This window comes from Mucilaginibacter sp. (assembly GCF_035492695.1).
In the GTDB taxonomy this organism is placed as follows: Bacteria; Bacteroidota; Bacteroidia; order Sphingobacteriales; family Sphingobacteriaceae; genus Mucilaginibacter.
Window position 1 is genome coordinate 155230 of record NZ_DATJJC010000026.1, and the last position, 18579, is coordinate 173808.

Below are 18579 nucleotides of genomic sequence, written 5' to 3' on the forward strand. Positions count from 1 at the left end.
ATGATCAGCCAAATAAAGCGCTGAAAACCTCTTCAATGCTGCCAACTGTTTTAACAGCAATATTATAGCGCGTCAGGTCGATGCGCTTTTTATTTTGTCCGCCCGATTCGAGGTTGTACTTCGAAATAAATATTTGTTCGAAACCAAGCTTTTGGGCCTCTGCAATACGCTGTTCGATACGGTTCACCGCCCTTACTTCGCCGGAAAGTCCTATCTCGCCCGCAAAACAGGTTTTAAAAGGAATGGGGATATCCTCGTGCGATGAGATGATAGCCGCCGCCAGGCCGAGGTCGATGGCGGGGTCCTCCACACTAATACCGCCTGTTATATTCAAAAATACATCCTTACCGCCCAATTTGAAGCCACAGCGCTTTTCGAGCACGGCCAGCAACATATTCATGCGTTTGGTATCGAAACCTGTGGCGGTGCGCTGAGGCGTGCCGTAGGCCGATGTACTTACCAATGCCTGTGTTTCTATCAGCATAGGCCGCATGCCTTCCAGCGTAGCCGAAATGGTAATGCCGCTCAATGGCTCGTCGCGCTGCGAGAGCAATATCTCTGAAGGATTGGAAACTTCCCGCAGCCCTTCGCCCAGCATTTCATAAATACCGAGTTCGGATGCCGAACCAAAGCGGTTCTTCACCGCCCGCAGGATGCGGTAAACATGATGCCGGTCGCCCTCAAACTGTAAAACGGTATCTACCATGTGTTCCAATATTTTTGGCCCGGCTATCATACCATCTTTGGTGATATGGCCGATGAGGAATACCGGCGTGCCAGACTCTTTTGAAAACCGCAGCAGTTCCGCGGTGCATTCCCGCACCTGCGAAACGCTGCCGGGTGTCGACTCGATATGCGATGAATACAGTGTTTGTATCGAATCGATCACCACCATATCCGGCTCCAGTGCCTCTATTTGTTTAAATATGTTTTGGGTCGACGTTTCGGTCAATATATAACATTCTGAGCCGGCTGCTAACTGCCCGCTGCCAACTGCCAACTGACCGAGCCGTTCCGCCCGCATCTTGATCTGCCGCTCGCTTTCCTCGCCTGATACATAAAGCACTTTCATGGCAGGCATATTAAGCGCCAGTTGCAGCATCAAGGTCGATTTACCGATGCCGGGTTCGCCGCCTATCAGTACCAATGAGCCAGCCACAATACCACCGCCCAATACGCGGTTAAATTCATTATCAGGTGTAAGTATACGCTGATCTTCATCAAAACTGATCTCTGATACCTGCACCGGTTTATTGGCACGCTGCATACTGGTGGAAGGCGTTTTCCAGTTAGGGATGGATTTGTTCTCTTTCTCGATTACCTCTTCGGCAAAAGTATTCCATTGCTGGCACGACGGGCATTTACCCAGCCATTTAGGCGATTCGAAGCCACAGCTCTGGCAGAAATAAGCAACTTTAGTTTTAGCCAATGTGTTGATGTGTGAATGTGCAGATATGCAAATGTGCAGATTAATTTTTGAATGGCAATAGCAAATACTAAAAAAATTAGTATTATTGCCTGTCAATCATCAGGAATATGGAATTTAAAATAGACGCCCTCAAAAGGTTGGAATTCGATTCTGCGTTGTGTGATATCGTGAACCAGATCAATGCCTCCGACCAGTTAGCCAGGTACGATTATGATGACCAGGTGCTAAAAGTCACCATCAATGATAATTTGGTGAGAAAAATGAATCCCGATCAGTTGAGTTTGTTGCTGAAGGTGAAATGATATGGCGATGGGTCTTGTACTCACACGTCGTGGTAATGGTTAACACAATTTCAAATACATTCTTTGTAATATATTGATCGTCAATTAACTAAATGTAATAGATCAATAAAAGTGTAAACTATAAATACAAGGTTGCGGCCTTGTTGCAATTCAAAAAGCCGCTGCTTCAATTATTATTCACGGAAGCAATTATAGCGTCGTTGATTTTATTATATAGATCCGCAGAAAGCAATTCGTTCGTTTTGTTTGCTTCGTCTGTTGGATACACAATGTCATTCCACGAACCCATTCCATCAAATACAGAGGCAGTAGTGGCGGCTGATAAAAGTTGTTTGTTTTGTAGCGCGTATTGGGAATCAATTATACAGTCATTATAATAAGGGATTTCCGTGTAAGGGCTGTCCAATTTGTCAATTGCACTTTTAAATACCCCACGCCAATAATCAGTTTGCTCTTTTAGAGAATACGCCATAATTTTATTTAAAGTGATTAACAAATCCTTTTTCGCATTTTCAACTGTAATGATGGTGGGTGATATAGGTTGATTTTTTTCAACTTTTTTGATAACGGTATTCCATATTCTGTCACCTTTTGGTTCAGGTTCAACAACGTATTCACTGCAGTTCCAATAGTCCGAATGGTCATTGTATACAGCCTCAATTAACCATTCTCCGCCGCCTCCGACAAACCCGGCTGATTCAAAATCCTTCATCTGAGATTCATTAGAGTGATTATAACGAAGTTTGAGTTTTTTACAACTATCTTTTTTTAAATGGGCGAACCATAACTGGGGATTGCTTGCCAATAATTTATTTGAAAAAGATAAAGTGGTATCTATAAAGCTTAAGGTACTGCAATACTTCAGGGTTGTATTGTTGAAGTCGAGATGATGGCCGGAGTTTTCTGTCTGTAAATAAGAATTTCCATAAGAAACCAATGCGATGAGTAATGCAATATGTCCATTCATAAGTTAAGGTTTAATTGCTAAATATAGCAATAACCGTTATCCTTGAAAACAAAAATGCAGATGCTCTATCAAACCATCTGCACATCTATAATCCGCACATTCGCACATTAAAGTTTGATCTCTTCATCCTTCGATGAGAAGAAATGAAACTCGGTTATCTGGTAAGCGGGGTTACTTTTAACCCTGATCCGCTGGCCGTATTTGAAATACCATTTCCACTGCCGGTTGAACAGGCCCTGTTTGATATAGGCCTCGATATAAGGGTGTACGCAAAGCGTGATGTTTTTTTCGTTCTGTTCGACCAGGATATAGTTGAAGTTATTCTCTATATCATCAAGCAACAAAATAGTAGGGCGGATAGAACCGGTGCCGTTACAGGTGGGGCAAACTTCGCTGGTTACGATATTCATCTCGGGCCGTACGCGCTGGCGGGTTATCTGCACCAGGCCGAACTTACTTGGGGGCAGAATGGTATGTTTGGCCCTGTCGTGCGACATTTCGGTGCGCAGGAAATCGAACAGGTCCTTACGGTTGGTCGGCTTGTGCATGTCGATGAAGTCGATCACTACGATACCGCCCATATCGCGCAGCCTTAGCTGGCGGGCAATTTCTTTAGCAGCCTCTTTATTTACCTGGAAGGCATTTTCTTCCTGGTTCTCCTTATTGGCAGTACGGTTTCCGCTGTTCACGTCGATAACGTGCAGGGCCTCGGTATGTTCGATAACCAGGTAGGCGCCGCCGGCCAGGTTCACTGTTTTGCCGAAAGCCCCTTTTATCTGTTTATCTACACCGTAGTGCTCAAAAATAGGCTCTTTATGCTTATGCAGGCGTACTATATTTTCCAAATCGGGTGATATCTGGTGCACATACGAGCGTATCTCCTCGTATATGGCGTTATCATTTACATAAATGTGCTGGAAATCGGGATTGAGTATGTCGCGCAGCAAAGTAGATGTGCGGTCGATCTCGCCCAGCGCTTTTTTAGCCGGTTCGATGGAAGGCAGTCGGGTAATGAACGTCTCCCACTTCGAGATCAGGTCGAGCAGGTCCGACTGCATTTCGGACACGCCCTTGCCTTCGGATACCGTGCGGATGATAACCCCGAAATGCTTTGGCTTTATGCTCTCCACTATCTTGCGCAGGCGGGTACGCTCGGTATTGCTTTTTATCTTTTTGGAGATAGAGATAGTTTCCGAAAAAGGTACCAGCACCACATAGCGCCCGGCGATGGAAAGGTCCGAGCTTAGGCGCGGCCCTTTGGTCGAGATGGGTTCTTTGGCTATTTGTACCGGCACAAGCTGTCCCTTGGTAAACACCTCGGATATTTTGCCTGACTTGTTAATGTCCTGCTCCAGCTTGAAGTTATCGAGCAACTTGGATTGGTAGCCGCCACTGCGCACCTGCTTAGTTAGCTTCAACAGGCTTTGTACCTGCGGGCCAAGGTCGAGATAATGCAAAAAAGCATCCTTCTCGTAGCCGACGTCCACAAAGGCTGCATTTAGCCCTGGCATGATCTTTTTGATCCGGCCCAGGTAAATATCGCCAACAGTGTAATTATTAGTTACCTGTTCTTTGTGAAGCTCTACAAGTTGTTTGTCCTGTAATAACGCAATGGTAGCCCCGTTCGGGGTCGAATCGATAATTAATTCTTTTATCAACTGCTACTCCATTTCTAAAGCGGCCAAAACAGGCCGCTTATTAAGTGGTAAAACAATACAAGGTACTTTTACTGCGTTTGCAGTAAAAGGTTACCCGGGCAACTTATTTCTTCTTGTGCCTGTTTTTTCTTAAACGTTTTTTACGTTTATGAGTAGCCATTTTGTGTCTTTTACGTTTTTTACCGCTTGGCATAGTAATAATTTTTAAATGTGAATTTTAATTTTTTAGTTCCTTTATATACTGTTCGATCTTTTGACCAATAACCGGGTCGGGGATCATTTGCTTACATTTTTCATAAGCTTCAATGGCTTCCTTTTTCATCCCAAGCTGCTTATAACTTTCAGCAAGGAAGAAGTAAGGTTCCACTATGTTGTCTTTGGGCGATGCATTCGCTATCGCTGTTTTAAACCGGGTAACAGCCTTGTCAAATTGCCGCGACTGTACCGCAAGCTGGCCAAGGTTTAAGTTGGCCTTATAATTGCCAGGGTCCTTTTTTACCACGTCAAGCAGTATCATGATACCCTTTGGCGGACCGCCCGTTGCGTCCATCATACCGGCCAGTGCCTGGTTGGCGTAGGCTACGCCCAAACCCGTTTCAGCATCCAGGTTATCCGGTTTTAGCTTTGTAGCATTCTCAAATGCTTCAATGGCGTTTGCAATAAATGCGGGCTGTACTGTTGTATCCTGGGTTAGTTTGCTGGCATCGTTAAAATGGTTGCCTGCATTCATCCAATCGTCAAACGTTTTCTCGCTCCGTGCCGCCTCCAGGTAATAAAAGGCCGAAGGGGCAGGCTGATTATCATCATCCCACTGTTTAGCCAGTTTTTTCTGAAGGTTTAGCTTATCGGCGTCTGACGAAGCGTTTTTTAATTGACTTTCCAGGTCGTTTATCGTTGCGGCTAAGGCGGCGCCGATAGCTGCTTTAGCCTGCTCTGATACCTGCTCAACCGTTACTTTCGGTATTGAAGGCTGTGAACCGGCCGCCGCACCCCGCTCGGGCTTGGCAGCGTCGTGTTTTATCAACCCCTTCACGGGCTGCAAATACAAATAAGCCGTGATAATAACAACTGCTACTATAACGACTATTTGCTTCAGGTTCATGCTTTAATGATTACTTTGCCGCTTTTTTGTTACCTGATTTTACCTTGTCAACAAAGGTTTTTGCAGGCTTAAAGCTTGGAACGAAATGTTCAGGAATAATTATAGCCGTATTTTTTGAAATATTACGGGCGGTTTTTTTAGCCCTCTTTTTTACAACGAAGCTGCCGAAGCCTCTAACGTACACATTCTCGCCGCTTACCATCGACGACTTAACAACTTTGAAGAATGCCTCAACAGTTTCTTGAACGTCAACTTTCTCGATGCCTGTTTTTGATGAGATCTCAGCTATAATTTCTGCCTTAGTCATATCAGATTTTCTTTATTAATTTTTGTAAATACTTAACTGTTTTGGGGTTGCAAAAGTATTGGTTTATAACCAAAGATTGAAATAATTAACGGAATTTTTTTGCCCCGACCGGATTTTAAACGTAATAGTTACATTTTTGGTACAATTCGTTGCCATCCAATTACATTTGAGGGATGGATTTTTCAGAAGAGTTGATTAACTGGTACCAAAAAAACAAACGCGATTTACCCTGGCGCAATACTACAAACGCTTACGTGATATGGCTCTCCGAGATCATCCTGCAACAGACCAGGGTTGAACAGGGTATGCCTTATTTTCTGCGCTTTCTTAAAAAATATCCCGGCGTAAAAGCATTTGCCGCGGCTAGCGAAGACGAGGTATTAAACCTTTGGCAGGGCCTGGGATACTACTCGCGCGGGCGGAACATGTTGAAGACGGCACGGCAGGTTATGGAGCAATATGGAGGTGAATTTCCCGTGGCTTATAACGAACTGGTTAAATTGAAAGGGATAGGCGAATATACTGCTGCTGCCATCTCGTCGTTTGCGGCAAACGAGGCCAAAGCCGTGGTTGACGGGAATGTTTACCGTGTGCTGGCAAGATATTTTGGTATCGAAGAGCCGATCAACTCAACCCAAGGAAAGAAGCTTTTTCAGCAAATAGCAGACGAAGTGCTGGATAAAGAAAATGCCGGTTTACACAACCAGGCAGCAATGGAATTTGGCGCAATGCTTTGTAAGCCGAAAAATCCTGACTGCCATATCTGCCCCTTGCGCGATGGATGTTATGCTTATCAGCATAACAAAGTTGCGGAGCTGCCCCAAAAGTTAAAGACAGTTAAAATACGCGAGCGGTGCTTTAATTATTTCGTGGTAACCGATGGCGAAACCGTATTAATGAATAAGCGTGGCGACAAGGATATATGGGCCAATATGTACGACCTGCCTATGATTGAGACCACGGCGCTTTTGTTCCCCCATGAAGTTGCCGTATTGCCCGGGGCCGAAAAAATGTTCGGTAAAAATATCGTTACAATTGAATCTTTTCGTGCAAAGAAACATGTGCTCACCCACCAGCACATCTATGCCCAATTCATCCAAATAGCGCCCAAAGCAGACGAAATAAAATTGGAAGACAAATGGACCTATGTGAAAGTTGAAAATCTTAAAGAAATAGCGCTTCCAAAAATCATTTTTTTATTTCTAAATAATTTTTTTAATTTGTAAATTAATTTTTATATTAATTTACACTATGTCCGGAATAAACAAAGTGATCCTGATCGGTCACTTAGGTAAAGACCCTGAACTGAGATATTTAGAAGGCGGCGTATCAGTAACCAGTTTCCCATTAGCAACTTCAGAAACTTTTAACAAAGACGGCCAGAAGGTTGAGCAAACCGAGTGGCACAATATTGTGATGTGGCGCGGCCTGGCCGAGCTGGCCACCAAGTACCTGCAAAAAGGCAAATTGGTTTATATAGAAGGCAAACTAAGGACCCGGTCGTTTGAAGACAAGGAAGGGATAAAGAAGTACACGACCGAAGTAGTTGCCGAAAACTTTACCATGCTTGGACGGAAAAGCGATTTTGAGCAGGATGGTGTTCCGCGCTCTGGCGCGAAAAGCCAGCCTGATAAAGATATCAACGGCACTATTGCCTCAACAGACGATCTTCCCTTTTAAAAGGGAAACCCAAACCATATCAAATGAAAAAGCCCCTTCCGGGGCCTTTTCTATCTCGTCTCTTATCTTCCGCCCGGCGGGCAATGCTCTTTCAGGTATTGCGTAAACAGGGTGTGCAGGTGTAGCGTGGTACCCGGACCTTCAAATATCCCGTGTGTCCGGTTAGGGTACGACATCAGCTGGAATTGCCGGTTGTATTTTACAAGTTCGTTGATCAGTAACTCTGCATTACGGTAATGCACATTATCGTCTCCCGTTCCGTGGATGTACAGCAAATTCCCGCGCAGGTTTTTTGCATAGGTTACCGGCGAACCTTTGATGAACGGCTCGCGTCCTGCTTCGTCTGTTGGCACGCCCATATAGCGCTCCTGGTAAATATTGTCGTATGATAGTTGCCAGCCCACCGCTGCGACCGCAATGCCCGTTTTATAAATATCCGGGTACTGGAACAGCAGGTTAAGGGTTGTGGAACCACCGCCGCTCCAGCCATGCACCGCTATGCGGGTTGAATCAACAAAAGGCCATTTCAATATTTCCTTTGCGCCCATGGCCTGGTCGCGGATGTTGATGATGCCGATGTTTTTATAGATAGCCTTGCGCCAGGCCGCGCCCTTAGGGGCGGGGGCCCCACGCCCTTCAATGGCCATATAGATATAGCCGTCGTCGGCCATATTGCCCACATACAAGCCATTGCGGCCCACACCGTAGCGGTCGACTACTGTTTGCCCGGCCGGTTCGGCATAAACGGTAAACACCACCGGATACTTTTTGGTCGAATCAAAATCAGTGGGTTTTACCATCCAGCCGTCCATTTCAATACCATCGGCATTTTTCACTTTGAAGAATACCGGTTTGTTTTTGGCGCTCGTGTTCAAATGGGGTACCGTCCCGCTGATGTGTTTATTGTCCGGCAGGCTTACCACCTCGTTTTGATATGGCGTATAACTGTTGGAGAAAATATGCATCGCAATTTTACCGTTTGGCGAAATGGTATAGCTGTGGGTGCCCGGCAAACCGGCAGGAGTAACCATTTCCGGTTTTTTACTCGACCCGTTCAGTTTAACACGGTACAGGTAAGCTTGTGTAGCATTGTCGGGCGAGGCGGTGAAATAAACAAAACCGTCCTTTTCGTCCACGCAGTTCAGGCTGATCATATCGTAATCGCCTTTGGTGATCAGGGTTTCCTTGCCTTCGTTGGTAATGCGGTAAATATGCCGCCAGCCGTCCTTCTCACTTACCCAAATAAACGATTTGCCATCCTTCAGCCAATCCCAGCCAACGGGGTTGCCACCGTTCCAGCGCGATTTTCCGTCTATCCAGGCCTTGTCGGTTTCGGTATGGATGACATGTGTGGTGCCGTTCGAAACATTCCCCACAAAAATCCTGCTTTCATTTTGCGCGCGGTTCAGTTGTTCGAGGATGATCTCGTTAGAATTCGTGGTCCATTCCATACGCGGAATGTAATGCTGCACATTATCCCCCGGTACATCTATCCACTTTGTCGTGGCCGAACTAACATCCACCACGCCTAATTTAGCAGAACTCGGGTCTTCGCCCGCAACCGGGTATTCAACCGGTACGGTGAAGGGATAGATAGAATCAGTCGTATTCAGCATCAGGTAATTTTTTATCTTACGGGCATCTATCTGCCAGTAAGCGATCAGTCTGCTGTCAGGCGACCAGCGGAAGCCGTCGCGGCAATCAAATTCTTCCTCGTATGCCCAGTCGAACGTGCCGTTTATCAGCCTGCTGGTGCCATCGGTAGTTAAGGGTTTGATACTGCCCGAAGCCAGGTCTTCCACATAAAGATTATGTTCGCTCACGTACGCTGCTTTGGCGCCATCGGGCGAAATTTTCGCGAACATCAGGGATGATTCAGGTTTGCCAACGCCGAGTTGTTTCAGGGTTTTGGCATTGATGTCGTACACCCAGTAATCGCCGCGGGTGTTATAACGCCATACCCTTTTGGTGTTGGTGAAGATCAGAACCTTGCTGCCGTCGTCGGTAAAAGTAAAGCCACTAACCTTAAGCGCCTCTTTTCCCGCCGGGGTAAGCATGTCCTTAGTGATGACAGTTGTTTTTTTAGCTGAGTCGCGGGTATCAAACTCCTCGATGCCGCCGTCGCGACCGGCACGATAGTATTGGTAACCGTCTTTTGCCCAGTTGATACCGCCGCGCTGCGCCTTTACCTTGCCGCCAAAAAACAGCAGCATAGCAAGCGCCAGTACGGCAACTCCGGGATAATAAAACCTGGTTTTCATTTAATTTGATTTAATAGTTCAGTTAATTTGAGAATAATTTTTCGGTTAAATTAGTAATTTAACACGCCGCAAATTAATCATCTGTTATGAAAAAACTATGCATCCTGCTCGCAGGTATTATTATCGTTACATCAGCTGCCCGTGCCCAGCATATCGACCGCAGTAAATTCATCAGTGATAGCCTTGATACCTATATCAACAAAGCGCTTACCAACTGGCGGATACCGGGTGCTGCCATTTGCATAGTGAAAGACGGCAAGGTGGTAAAAATGAAAGGCTATGGCATTAAGGAGCTTGGCCTGAACAACAAGGTTGACGAAAACACCCTGTTTATGATCGGCAGCAACACCAAGGCATTTACAGCCACGGCCCTGGCCATGCTGCAGGTACAGGGAAAGCTGTCGCTGGATGATAAGGTGAATAAATACCTGCCGCAGTGGAAACTGGATAACCAGTTTGCAAGCCAGGAGGCGATGATCCGCGACCTGCTATGCCACCGTATCGGCTTCCGTACCTTCCAGGGAGATTTTACTTTTTATAACACCGACCTTACCCGCGAGCAGGTGATGGAAAAGATGAGCCATGTAAAGGCTATCTATCCCTTCCGTACAACCTGGGGATATACCAATTCGGCTTTCTTAACTGCCGGGCAGATCATACCCGTAGTTACGGGCAAGCCCTGGGAAACTTATTTAAGGGAAAATATATTCGCGCCGCTGGGTATGGGTAACACCGTTGCGCTTAGCGGCGATATCATGCGATCGATCAATCGCACAGTGCCGCATACGCTGGTTAACGGGCAGCTGAAAGCGATATCCTATGCGCAGATAGATGGCCTGGCACCGGCGGGCGCTATCAGTTCATCGGTAAACGATATGAGCAAATGGATAATGGCACTGTTGAACAACGGCAAGGTCGGTCCACGCCAGGTGATACCTGCAGCAGCCATTGAGGCTACGCGCCAGCCGCAGGACGTAGTGGGTACGACAGCCAACCCCGATGGCAGCTCAAGCTACCTGCTGTATGGACTGGGTTGGGCGCTGCAGTATTACAACAACCATAAAGTGGTAATGCATACAGGCGGCGTAAATGGCTATCTTACTTCTGTTACGCTGTTACCCGCCGATCAATTGGGAATTGTGATATTGACGAATACAGATCAGAATGAGTTTTTCGAAGCGCTTAAATGGGACATTATGGATGCTTACCTCCACAAGCCTTTCAGCGATTACAGCAGCAAGTACCTCTCTTATTTTAAAGCACAGCAGGCAGAGGAACAAAAGAAAGACAAAATGCTTCGCGATACCGTTGCGATGAACCGGCTGCCGCAGCTCCCTGCTTCCCAATACACCGGGAAATATGAGAACGACCTTTACGGCAATATGACCGTAACCCAGGGTGCCAACAACGACCTGGAAATGCGGTTTGAACATCACCCTAAAATGTACGCCAAACTACAGCCGCTTGGAGGCAACCGCTTTTATGTCACCTTTTCCGATCCCGTTTTGGGCAAAGCGGTATTCCCGTTCACCATCGAAAATGGTAAAGTGACCAGTGTGCGGGTAAAGGTGGCTGATTTTGTGGAGTACGATCCGTACGACTTTAAGAAAACGCAATAGAAGCTTAAGGCTGAAAGCAGAAAGTTTTAGCATATCGCAGATCGCTTTCTGCTCAAAAGCGCTTTTAGCTTTCGGCTTTCGGCTTTCGGCTCAAAGCAGGTTTGTTCATCACAAAATAGAAAAAAACGCCGCCGGTGGCATAAAGCAGCGCATCGACCCAGTCGCCGGTGTAGGTTTTGGACATAGCCGGGAGCAAAACTTCAAAAACCACGCTTAGGTAGAGGACAATGAAGGTGACTTTCCAGGGCGAAAGCACATAGTAATTACTGCGGATGACGGCGCCCCGCATAAACCACAGGCTCAGGTTGGCAATAACCGGTACCGCAAAAAAATCGTCGGCATAGCCGTTTATCCAGGGAATGGGATGGGCCAGCCTGCGAAAAGAATATACAAAAACCCAGATGACACAGCCTGTGACGAACCATGGATTAAGCAGTGTCCTCATTAACCGGCAATAACGCCAAGTATCAGGATCACCCCGGTAACGCAGGCATAAAATGCTATTTCCGAATAAAATACGATCCACCCAAAGGCGTTTAAGAATCCCTTTACCTCGCGGCTAAGGGGGCCATCGGTTGGTTTGATAGCAAAGTAATCTGCTTTACGCGGATTTTCTCTTTTTACTTTTACTTCCGCCTCGTGCGAGAATCGGTGAGGCTCCAGGTATCCTCCGCAAGCCCCGCATTTATCGTCGTGCCGGCCATGGCCGGTAGTCCACTCCCCGCAATGCGGGCACTTGATTTCGCTAACCCCGCTCATAAAATAAATAATTGGTGTATATCAAATTTACGATAAAAAAACCTGATAAGTTCAAAAAATCCGGGGCATTTTTTTCAGCAGGATCAGCCTGCCAGCAGGCTGATGATCAGGATAACGATGGTAATAAAAGTAAATAATGCCAGCTGCACATAATAAACACCCCAGCGAAATGAATTGAACATCGATTTGAACCATTTTCTTTCGGGGCTGTCGGTGGGTTTAGGGGCAAAATAATCATCATCCTTTTTCAGTTCGCGCGTTATCCTTTTTTCCACCTCGAGCGAGAAACGGCGCGTTTCGAGAAATTCGCCGCAACTGATGCAGCGGTCATCGATATTTCCCTGCCACATGGTCCATTCCCCGCAATGCGGGCACCTGATCTCGCTTACCTGGCTCATAGGGCAAAATTAGGAAATGTGAGTGATTAGTGAGTCGTTATTGGTGATTAGTTATCAGGGAGGGCGAAAAAAATCAGCCGGGGATTTTAGCTCCGGCTGACCTGAAATTTAACCAATCCAAACAAACAATAGAAGTAACTTTAACTGACAATATAAATTTACTGCCATAGTTGCCGTTATTCAACAGGATTATATTAACATATTAACATTCAGTGGGGTTTGGAATGAAAGGTCAGTTCTTTATCGCCTTTCTGAGCTTCATCATCCTGGCGAAAAGCGCTGTGGTTAACCCAAGCAGCAGTACAAAACCGGTACCTGAGCAGATCATTTTCCAGGGGATATTACTGCCAAGGGATTTGACAAATATCGAAAACGAAAAAAGCGCCAGAGCCAGGTTTAGCCAGAAGATGAATTGTACTTGTTTTAGCCGTTGTGTTTGCGCTGTTTGTTCCATGATGCAAAAATAAGAAAAGGTTATAAAAAGTCGGTTAAGGCTAATTTCAGGATGCCGATAAGTTCCGGGTCGTTAAATTGATAATTGTCTTCAATATCAAGTATCACCTGTTTTTTACACGTTAAATTCAGCCGTTTGGCAGTGATGTCCTTATGCCTGCGCTCCATAAAAAAGATCACATCAGCCCAGTCTATCAACTTTTGGCTGATACGGATACGCGCTTTGTCACTCGTACCAGCCGAGCGTGCCTGGTGAAAGGCGTGGTTTTTAAACAGCAGTTCGGCCGTTGGGCTGCGCCATTGATTTTTACTGCAGATGAAAAGGAGGTGGGGCAAAAGAAAGGATTTGGTTAATGCGAATTATTTTCAAGGGTATTTTTTAACGGATTCATTTTTTTCCATGCTTCTGTAGTCAAAATGGTCAATTGATTTTTTTTACAATCCCAAATGGAAACATAATTTTTTGACATGACGATACATTGATTCCAGGTTGTGAATTTTTCATATAGCATCAGCGTGCAAATGTCTGTCGCTGTTATAAATTGATCATATTTTGGCAGGTGCGTATGCATCGAAGCCAGCTGGACCTGTGTTCGTTTTGACGTATCGCTGCTGAACCTCGCAGGGAGCAACCCCTTATGTAATTTTTTAATAGCGGTTATATTGTTGTTGTCATCAAAATCGACCCGGTAATCGTTCCCAAAAAGCACTACACCGGTTGCATTCGTGCCGGTTAACACATACACTTTTCTCGTCCCGTTACGGATAAGCGGAACGGGATTTAGCTCAGTATTGCTATATGTTTTGAACAAAGTATCCTTATTAATCCGCGAGATAGCCTCCTGCCGGATGATATACAACTTTTTTTCGATGGCCGAGAAAGGCCGGCTGGTAGTATCAAGCCTATAGTTATTGGGATCAAAATCGTAGTTAAAGCTGATGGTTGATATCACGCCGGCATCCGGTTCGCGGGAGAAAAATATATTAACCAATCCACCGCCCGAGTCGTAAGACAAATAGCCGCCGGCATTATCCTGTTTATTTTTACATTTTGCAGTAAAGACATCTGTGCCATACCACGATGCCCATTCGGACCGGTAAAGGTCCATGCCCTCGCTTTTGATGCTATCTGCAATTTTCTGCAGGTCTTTCTCCTGTGCGGATGCGCGAAAAAATGAAGCTATGCAGGAAAGGAGTAAAATGGTCTTTTTCATTGCGGTTCGGTGAGATCAACAACCATAGCGTTGACTTCCGAATAAAGATAAGCTAAATGAGATATAACACAAGCCGCGGCCCCCAAAAATCACATTCCTTTCCGCGATACCCAAACCTGGCTTTTGATGAGCCATTTGCCGTTAACCAGCCTGAAAACAAAGGTGAACGCGCCGTTCTCCTCGAACGATTGGTCGTGGATCTCGCCGACATAGTCCACAGGGACTATTACGTACACACTTTCGTCGGATTGCAGGTAAACGCTGATGCGGCCTATTCTGCCTTTCAGTCTTTTGATCTTGAGATCCTTGCAGGTTTTTTCGACGGTGTTTACCCACTGTACCCCGGCTGTGGGGCCATTCCACGAGAATGGAGGCTCTTCGTCGGCAACGAGGGCGTTTGGGGTATAAAAATCGGAAATTGCTTTGATGTCGAAGGTACCGGATGCGTTGATAACGGTATTGATGATGCCGACGATGACTTTGCGGGTTGCTGCTGAATCCACCGTATTAGCCTCCAGGGATGCCTTAATAGCTGAGTGCCCCGGTTCACAAAAAACCAGTACAGCGAACAGCACAGAGAATAAAGCGGTAAAAAAACGTTTCATGCCAGCAGCGCGATAAATATAACTAATTTTTTAATTTTTCATATTCATGTAATCCAAAGTAAGGTTGCATAAGGTTTTAACACCCAGCGGGAAAGCGCTTTCATCGATAAAGAAATCAGGCGTATGGTTTGGCGCAACAGTTTTTGGGTCGGCGCCTTTTGGCATACCACCCAGGAATACGAACAGTCCCGGTACTTTTTCCTGGTAAAAGCTAAAGTCCTCGCCACCTGTCACCGCCGGTCCCGCCACGGCATTTGATGGCCCTGCCGTACGCTGTAAGGTCGGCAGCATTTTGGCTGTCAGCGCCGGGTCGTTGTAAGTTACCGGGTAATGCACGCTAAAGGGTATCGCAACATCGGCTGTTGCGCCGTTGGCTTCGGCTGTTTTGGTAGCAATTTGTTTTACACGTTCTATCAAAAGCTTTTCGTCACCGGGGCTAAGAGCGCGCAGCGTGCCCACCATTTCCACTTTTTCGGGGATGATATTGTGACGTGTGCCGCCGTTAATAGCGCCAATGGTAACTACGGCAGGGTTTTCGGTGATATTGACATTCCGGCTGACGATGGTTTGCAGGTTATTGATGATCTGAGCCGAAGTTACGATGGGGTCGGTGCTGAACCAGGGATAAGCGCCGTGCGCCGATTTGCCCTTTACGATGATCTTCATATCATTCACGCTGGCCATTACACCGCCGGAGCGGTAAGTAAGCGTACCAACCGGGATATAGGAAAAAATATGCAAACCGAAGATGACATCGACTTTGGGGTTTTCTAATACGCCTTCCTTCACCATTTCTTCACCGCCGCCGGTTTCGCCTGCCGGCACACCTTCTTCAGCCGGCTGAAAGATAAATTTTACCGTGCCGTGCAACTGGCTTTTCATCGAAGTTAATATCTCTGCAACGGTCATCAGCATGGCCATGTGCGAGTCGTGCCCGCAGGCATGCATCACGCCAACTTCCTGCCCATTATAGGTGGCTCTTACTTTTGATGCAAACGGAACGGGCGTACGCTCGGTTACCGGCAGTGCATCCATATCGGCACGCAGGGCAATTACCGGGCCGGGCTTACCGCCTTTAAGAATACCAACAACCCCCGTTTTTGCAATGCCCGTTTTTACTTCGAGCCCCAGCGATTGCAGGTATTTGGCAATTATGCCCGACGTACGCACTTCCTGGTTGCCCAATTCGGGATGCTCATGAAAATCGCGCCGCCAGGCTACGGTTTGCTTAAAAAGCGAGTCGGCTTTTTTTGCGACTATGGCTTCGAGGCCGCTGGTTTGGGCCGATGCGTGCAGGGCTGCGATAGAAATTATAAGAAAGCAAAGTTTTTTCATCCGGAACGATTTTTTACCGAATATAAAAAATAAAGGGTGATCGGATGGATCGCCCTTTTGTAATATTTGAATTTCTTTAATCTATCAGTTGCTGTAGCCCAGCAGGTCGATAGTAAACACCAGCACCGAATTTTTTGGAATGGTGCCAGCGGCGGCGTTACCATAACCCAAAGCCGACGGAACTATCAGTAATAACCTGCCCCCGGTATTGATGTGTGGTACACCGATCTGCCAGCCCCTGATAACATTGGTCAGTGGCGTAACTAATGCGTTTTCGGTATCGAATAAAGTACCGTCGAGGAGTTTGCCCGTTGAATTAACGGTAATAGTTGAGCTTATAGTTGGGTAATTGCCTGTTCCCGGTGTGATCACTTTATAATAAAGGCCAGAAGCATCTTTAGTTGCCCCGGTAATATTGTTGGTTGTCAGGTAGGCTTGTATCTCGCCGTCGTCGGCAATGGCTTGTTTGGCCGGATCAAAGCTGTCGCTCTTTTTGCAGGCTGAAAAAGTTAGTATGAGTAAACAGAAAAATGGTATATATTTTTTCATTTGATGTTTTTGTGAATTTATAACTCGATTTTCAGCAGAAAATTATGCACGAAAGATCCGTGCAATTGTTTCTTTTGACTAATTACGTGTTAAACAAGCCGGATATTACACGGTCGTCTTAATTTTCAGCTCTTTCATCTGGTCCTCGTGGATGGTTGATGGCGTGTCGATCATTACGTCGCGGCCCGAATTATTTTTCGGGAAAGCAATGACATCACGGATCGAATCAAGTCCGGCAAAAATGGAGCACAGCCGGTCGAAACCAAAGGCGATACCTCCGTGCGGCGGCGCACCAAATTCGAAGGCATCCATCAAAAAGCCGAATTGCTTCTGTGCCTCTTCCTTGCTAAAACCAAGATGTTTGAACATCAAAGCCTGCAGGTCGCGGTCGTGGATACGGATGGAACCGCCGCCTATTTCGGTGCCGTTGATCACCAGGTCATAAGCATTCGCGCGGACATTACCGGGAGCGCTGTCTAATAAGGCAATATCTTCCGGTTTTGGCGAGGTAAAAGGGTGGTGCATGGCGTGGTAACGGCCGGTTTCTTCGTCCCATTCCAGCAATGGAAAATCGAGCACCCAAAGCGGTGCGAAGGTATCTTTATTACGCAGGCCCAAACGACTGCCCATTTCCAGGCGAAGCTCGTTCAGCTGTTTGCGTACCTTATCAGCCGGGCCTGCCAATACGAGCATTAAGTCGCCGGGTTCAGCATTGAAAGCTGCCGCCCAGTTGGTTAATTCATCCTCGTTATAAAACTTATCTACTGATGATTTTAAGGTGCTGTCGGTATTGTAGCGGCAATAGATCATGCCGCCGGCGCCAATTTGCGGGCGTTTTAGCCAGTCGGTCAGTTCATCAATTTGCTTGCGGGTGTAGTCGGCGCAGCCTTTGGCATTGATACCGACAACCAGTTCGGCATTATCAAATAAGCCGAAACCCTTGCCCTGTACCACATCATTCAACTCAACAAACTCCATCCCGAAACGGATATCCGGTTTGTCGGAACCATACAGGCGCATCGCGTCAGCATATTGCATGCGCGGGAATTTCTCAAATTCGATACCCTTAACGGTTTTAAACAGGTGTCGTGTCAAACCCTCGAAAATATGCAGGATATCTTCCTGGGTGATAAAGGCCATCTCGCAGTCTATCTGGGTAAATTCCGGCTGGCGGTCGGCACGCAGGTCCTCGTCGCGGAAACATTTTACGATCTGGAAATAGCGGTCGAAGCCGCTTACCATCAGCAATTGCTTAAAGGTTTGCGGCGACTGCGGCAGGGCGTAAAATTCGCCCGGGTTCATGCGGCTTGGCACCACAAAGTCGCGCGCGCCTTCAGGCGTCGATTTGATCAGTACCGGGGTTTCTACCTCGATAAAGTCCAGCCCGTCCAAATATTTACGCACTTCCTGCGCCATTTTATGGCGAAGCACCAGGTTGTTGCGTATCGGGTTACGGCGCAAGTCTAAATAACGGTATTTGGCGCGCAGTTCCTCACCGCCGTCAGTCTCGTCCTCTATCTGGAATGGCGGGGTTTTGGCGGTATTCAGTATCTCCAGTGAGTCAACAGTTATCTCAATCTCCCCGGTTGGTATCTTGTTATTTTTGCTGGTACGCTCAATTACCGTACCGCTTACTTTTATTACATACTCACGGCCAAGCTCGCGGCTTTTTTCGCGCAGTGTCGCGTCCGAATCGGTATTGAACACTAATTGAGTTAAACCATAACGGTCGCGCACGTCAATAAAGGTCATGCCGCCCAGGTCGCGCGATTTTTGCACCCATCCGCATAAAGTAACGTATTTGCCTAAGTGGCTGATATTTAATTCGCCGCAGGTATGTGTCCGTGTATGTGTTTGTAACATAGCTATATGGTATAAAAGTTTGCAAAAGTAGGCTTTTAGTCCGAAAGTCCGAAAGACGGGAAGTCCGAAAGTATCAAT

At 46.6% G+C, this 18579-nt stretch carries 20 protein-coding genes; 4 read left to right on the top strand and 16 right to left on the bottom strand.

The features are described 5' to 3' along the window. Positions 1-4 precede the first annotated feature (4 nt). Positions 5-1429 (bottom strand): DNA repair protein RadA, encoded by a 1425-nt coding sequence (gene radA, locus VL525_RS15735; protein WP_325387992.1) that lies wholly within the window; start codon positions 1427-1429, stop codon positions 5-7. Positions 1430-1536: 107 nt separating this feature from the next. Between radA and VL525_RS15740 the strand changes: the two genes are divergently transcribed. After that, entirely contained in the window at positions 1537-1731 is a 195-nt protein-coding gene (locus VL525_RS15740) for a hypothetical protein (RefSeq protein ID WP_325387993.1), read from the top strand. Between the two features lie 166 nt (positions 1732-1897). On the opposite strand, the gene VL525_RS15745 is transcribed toward VL525_RS15740, so the two are convergent. The 4 genes from VL525_RS15745 to VL525_RS15760 form a co-directional block, all read right to left on the bottom strand. Continuing rightward, positions 1898-2698, bottom strand: coding sequence for a hypothetical protein (locus VL525_RS15745; protein ID WP_325387994.1), 801 nt, complete (start codon positions 2696-2698; stop codon positions 1898-1900). A 107-nt stretch (positions 2699-2805) separates the two neighbouring features. After that, positions 2806-4356 (bottom strand): Rne/Rng family ribonuclease, encoded by a 1551-nt coding sequence (locus VL525_RS15750; RefSeq protein WP_325387995.1) that lies wholly within the window; start codon positions 4354-4356, stop codon positions 2806-2808. 217 nt (positions 4357-4573) lie between these two features. Next, complete coding sequence (locus VL525_RS15755) at positions 4574-5458, bottom strand: tetratricopeptide repeat protein (protein WP_325387996.1); 885 nt, start codon at positions 5456-5458, stop codon at positions 4574-4576. A gap of 10 nt (positions 5459-5468) precedes the next feature. Then, positions 5469-5765 (bottom strand): HU family DNA-binding protein, encoded by a 297-nt coding sequence (locus VL525_RS15760; RefSeq protein WP_147030082.1) that lies wholly within the window; start codon positions 5763-5765, stop codon positions 5469-5471. 173 nt (positions 5766-5938) lie between these two features. On the opposite strand from VL525_RS15760, the gene mutY reads away from it, so the two are divergent. Beyond that, positions 5939-6991: an A/G-specific adenine glycosylase gene (gene mutY / locus VL525_RS15765; RefSeq protein WP_325387997.1), complete on the top strand. Its 1053-nt coding sequence runs from the start codon at positions 5939-5941 to the stop codon at positions 6989-6991. Between the two features lie 25 nt (positions 6992-7016). Beyond that, positions 7017-7445, top strand: a complete 429-nt coding sequence (locus VL525_RS15770) for a single-stranded DNA-binding protein (protein ID WP_325387998.1) — start codon at positions 7017-7019, stop codon at positions 7443-7445. A gap of 62 nt (positions 7446-7507) precedes the next feature. Here VL525_RS15770 and VL525_RS15775 read toward each other — a convergent pair whose 3' ends face one another. After that, positions 7508-9706: a S9 family peptidase gene (locus VL525_RS15775; protein ID WP_325387999.1), complete on the bottom strand. Its 2199-nt coding sequence runs from the start codon at positions 9704-9706 to the stop codon at positions 7508-7510. An 86-nt stretch (positions 9707-9792) separates the two neighbouring features. Between VL525_RS15775 and VL525_RS15780 the strand changes: the two genes are divergently transcribed. Then, a complete protein-coding gene (locus VL525_RS15780; protein WP_325388000.1) occupies positions 9793-11325 on the top strand; it encodes a serine hydrolase in 1533 nt (510 codons plus the stop codon). Between the two features lie 64 nt (positions 11326-11389). Here the strand turns inward: VL525_RS15780 and VL525_RS15785 are convergent, their stop codons facing one another. The 10 genes from VL525_RS15785 to aspS all read right to left on the bottom strand — a co-directional run bounded on the left by VL525_RS15785 (position 11390) and on the right by aspS (position 18501). Continuing rightward, positions 11390-11770 (bottom strand): hypothetical protein, encoded by a 381-nt coding sequence (locus tag VL525_RS15785; protein ID WP_325388001.1) that lies wholly within the window; start codon positions 11768-11770, stop codon positions 11390-11392. Continuing rightward, the gene (locus VL525_RS15790) at positions 11770-12084 is read right to left on the bottom strand and encodes a hypothetical protein (RefSeq protein WP_325388002.1); all 315 of its coding nucleotides are present in this window, start codon (positions 12082-12084) and stop codon (positions 11770-11772) included. The genes VL525_RS15785 and VL525_RS15790 overlap by 1 nt, the downstream gene beginning before the upstream one ends. Before the next feature lie 83 nt (positions 12085-12167). Further along, complete coding sequence (locus tag VL525_RS15795) at positions 12168-12482, bottom strand: hypothetical protein (RefSeq protein ID WP_325388003.1); 315 nt, start codon at positions 12480-12482, stop codon at positions 12168-12170. A 232-nt stretch (positions 12483-12714) separates the two neighbouring features. Further along, on the bottom strand, positions 12715-12936 hold the full coding sequence (locus tag VL525_RS15800; RefSeq protein WP_325388004.1) for a hypothetical protein: 222 nt from the start codon (positions 12934-12936) through the stop codon (positions 12715-12717). 20 nt (positions 12937-12956) lie between these two features. Further along, on the bottom strand, positions 12957-13271 hold the full coding sequence (locus VL525_RS15805) for a protein tyrosine phosphatase (RefSeq protein WP_325388005.1): 315 nt from the start codon (positions 13269-13271) through the stop codon (positions 12957-12959). 14 nt (positions 13272-13285) lie between these two features. After that, positions 13286-14149 (bottom strand): hypothetical protein, encoded by an 864-nt coding sequence (locus tag VL525_RS15810; protein WP_325388006.1) that lies wholly within the window; start codon positions 14147-14149, stop codon positions 13286-13288. An 89-nt stretch (positions 14150-14238) separates the two neighbouring features. Then, on the bottom strand, positions 14239-14754 hold the full coding sequence (locus VL525_RS15815) for a hypothetical protein (protein WP_325388007.1): 516 nt from the start codon (positions 14752-14754) through the stop codon (positions 14239-14241). A 30-nt stretch (positions 14755-14784) separates the two neighbouring features. Beyond that, positions 14785-16089 (bottom strand): amidohydrolase, encoded by a 1305-nt coding sequence (locus VL525_RS15820; protein WP_325388008.1) that lies wholly within the window; start codon positions 16087-16089, stop codon positions 14785-14787. Positions 16090-16173: 84 nt separating this feature from the next. After that, positions 16174-16638 carry an FKBP-type peptidyl-prolyl cis-trans isomerase gene (locus VL525_RS15825; RefSeq protein WP_325388009.1) on the bottom strand — a complete coding sequence of 155 codons (465 nt, stop codon included), beginning with the start codon at positions 16636-16638 and terminating at the stop codon, positions 16174-16176. A gap of 105 nt (positions 16639-16743) precedes the next feature. Next, positions 16744-18501, bottom strand: coding sequence for an aspartate--tRNA ligase (aspS, locus tag VL525_RS15830; RefSeq protein ID WP_325388010.1), 1758 nt, complete (start codon positions 18499-18501; stop codon positions 16744-16746). Between the last annotated feature and the right edge of the window lie 78 nt (positions 18502-18579).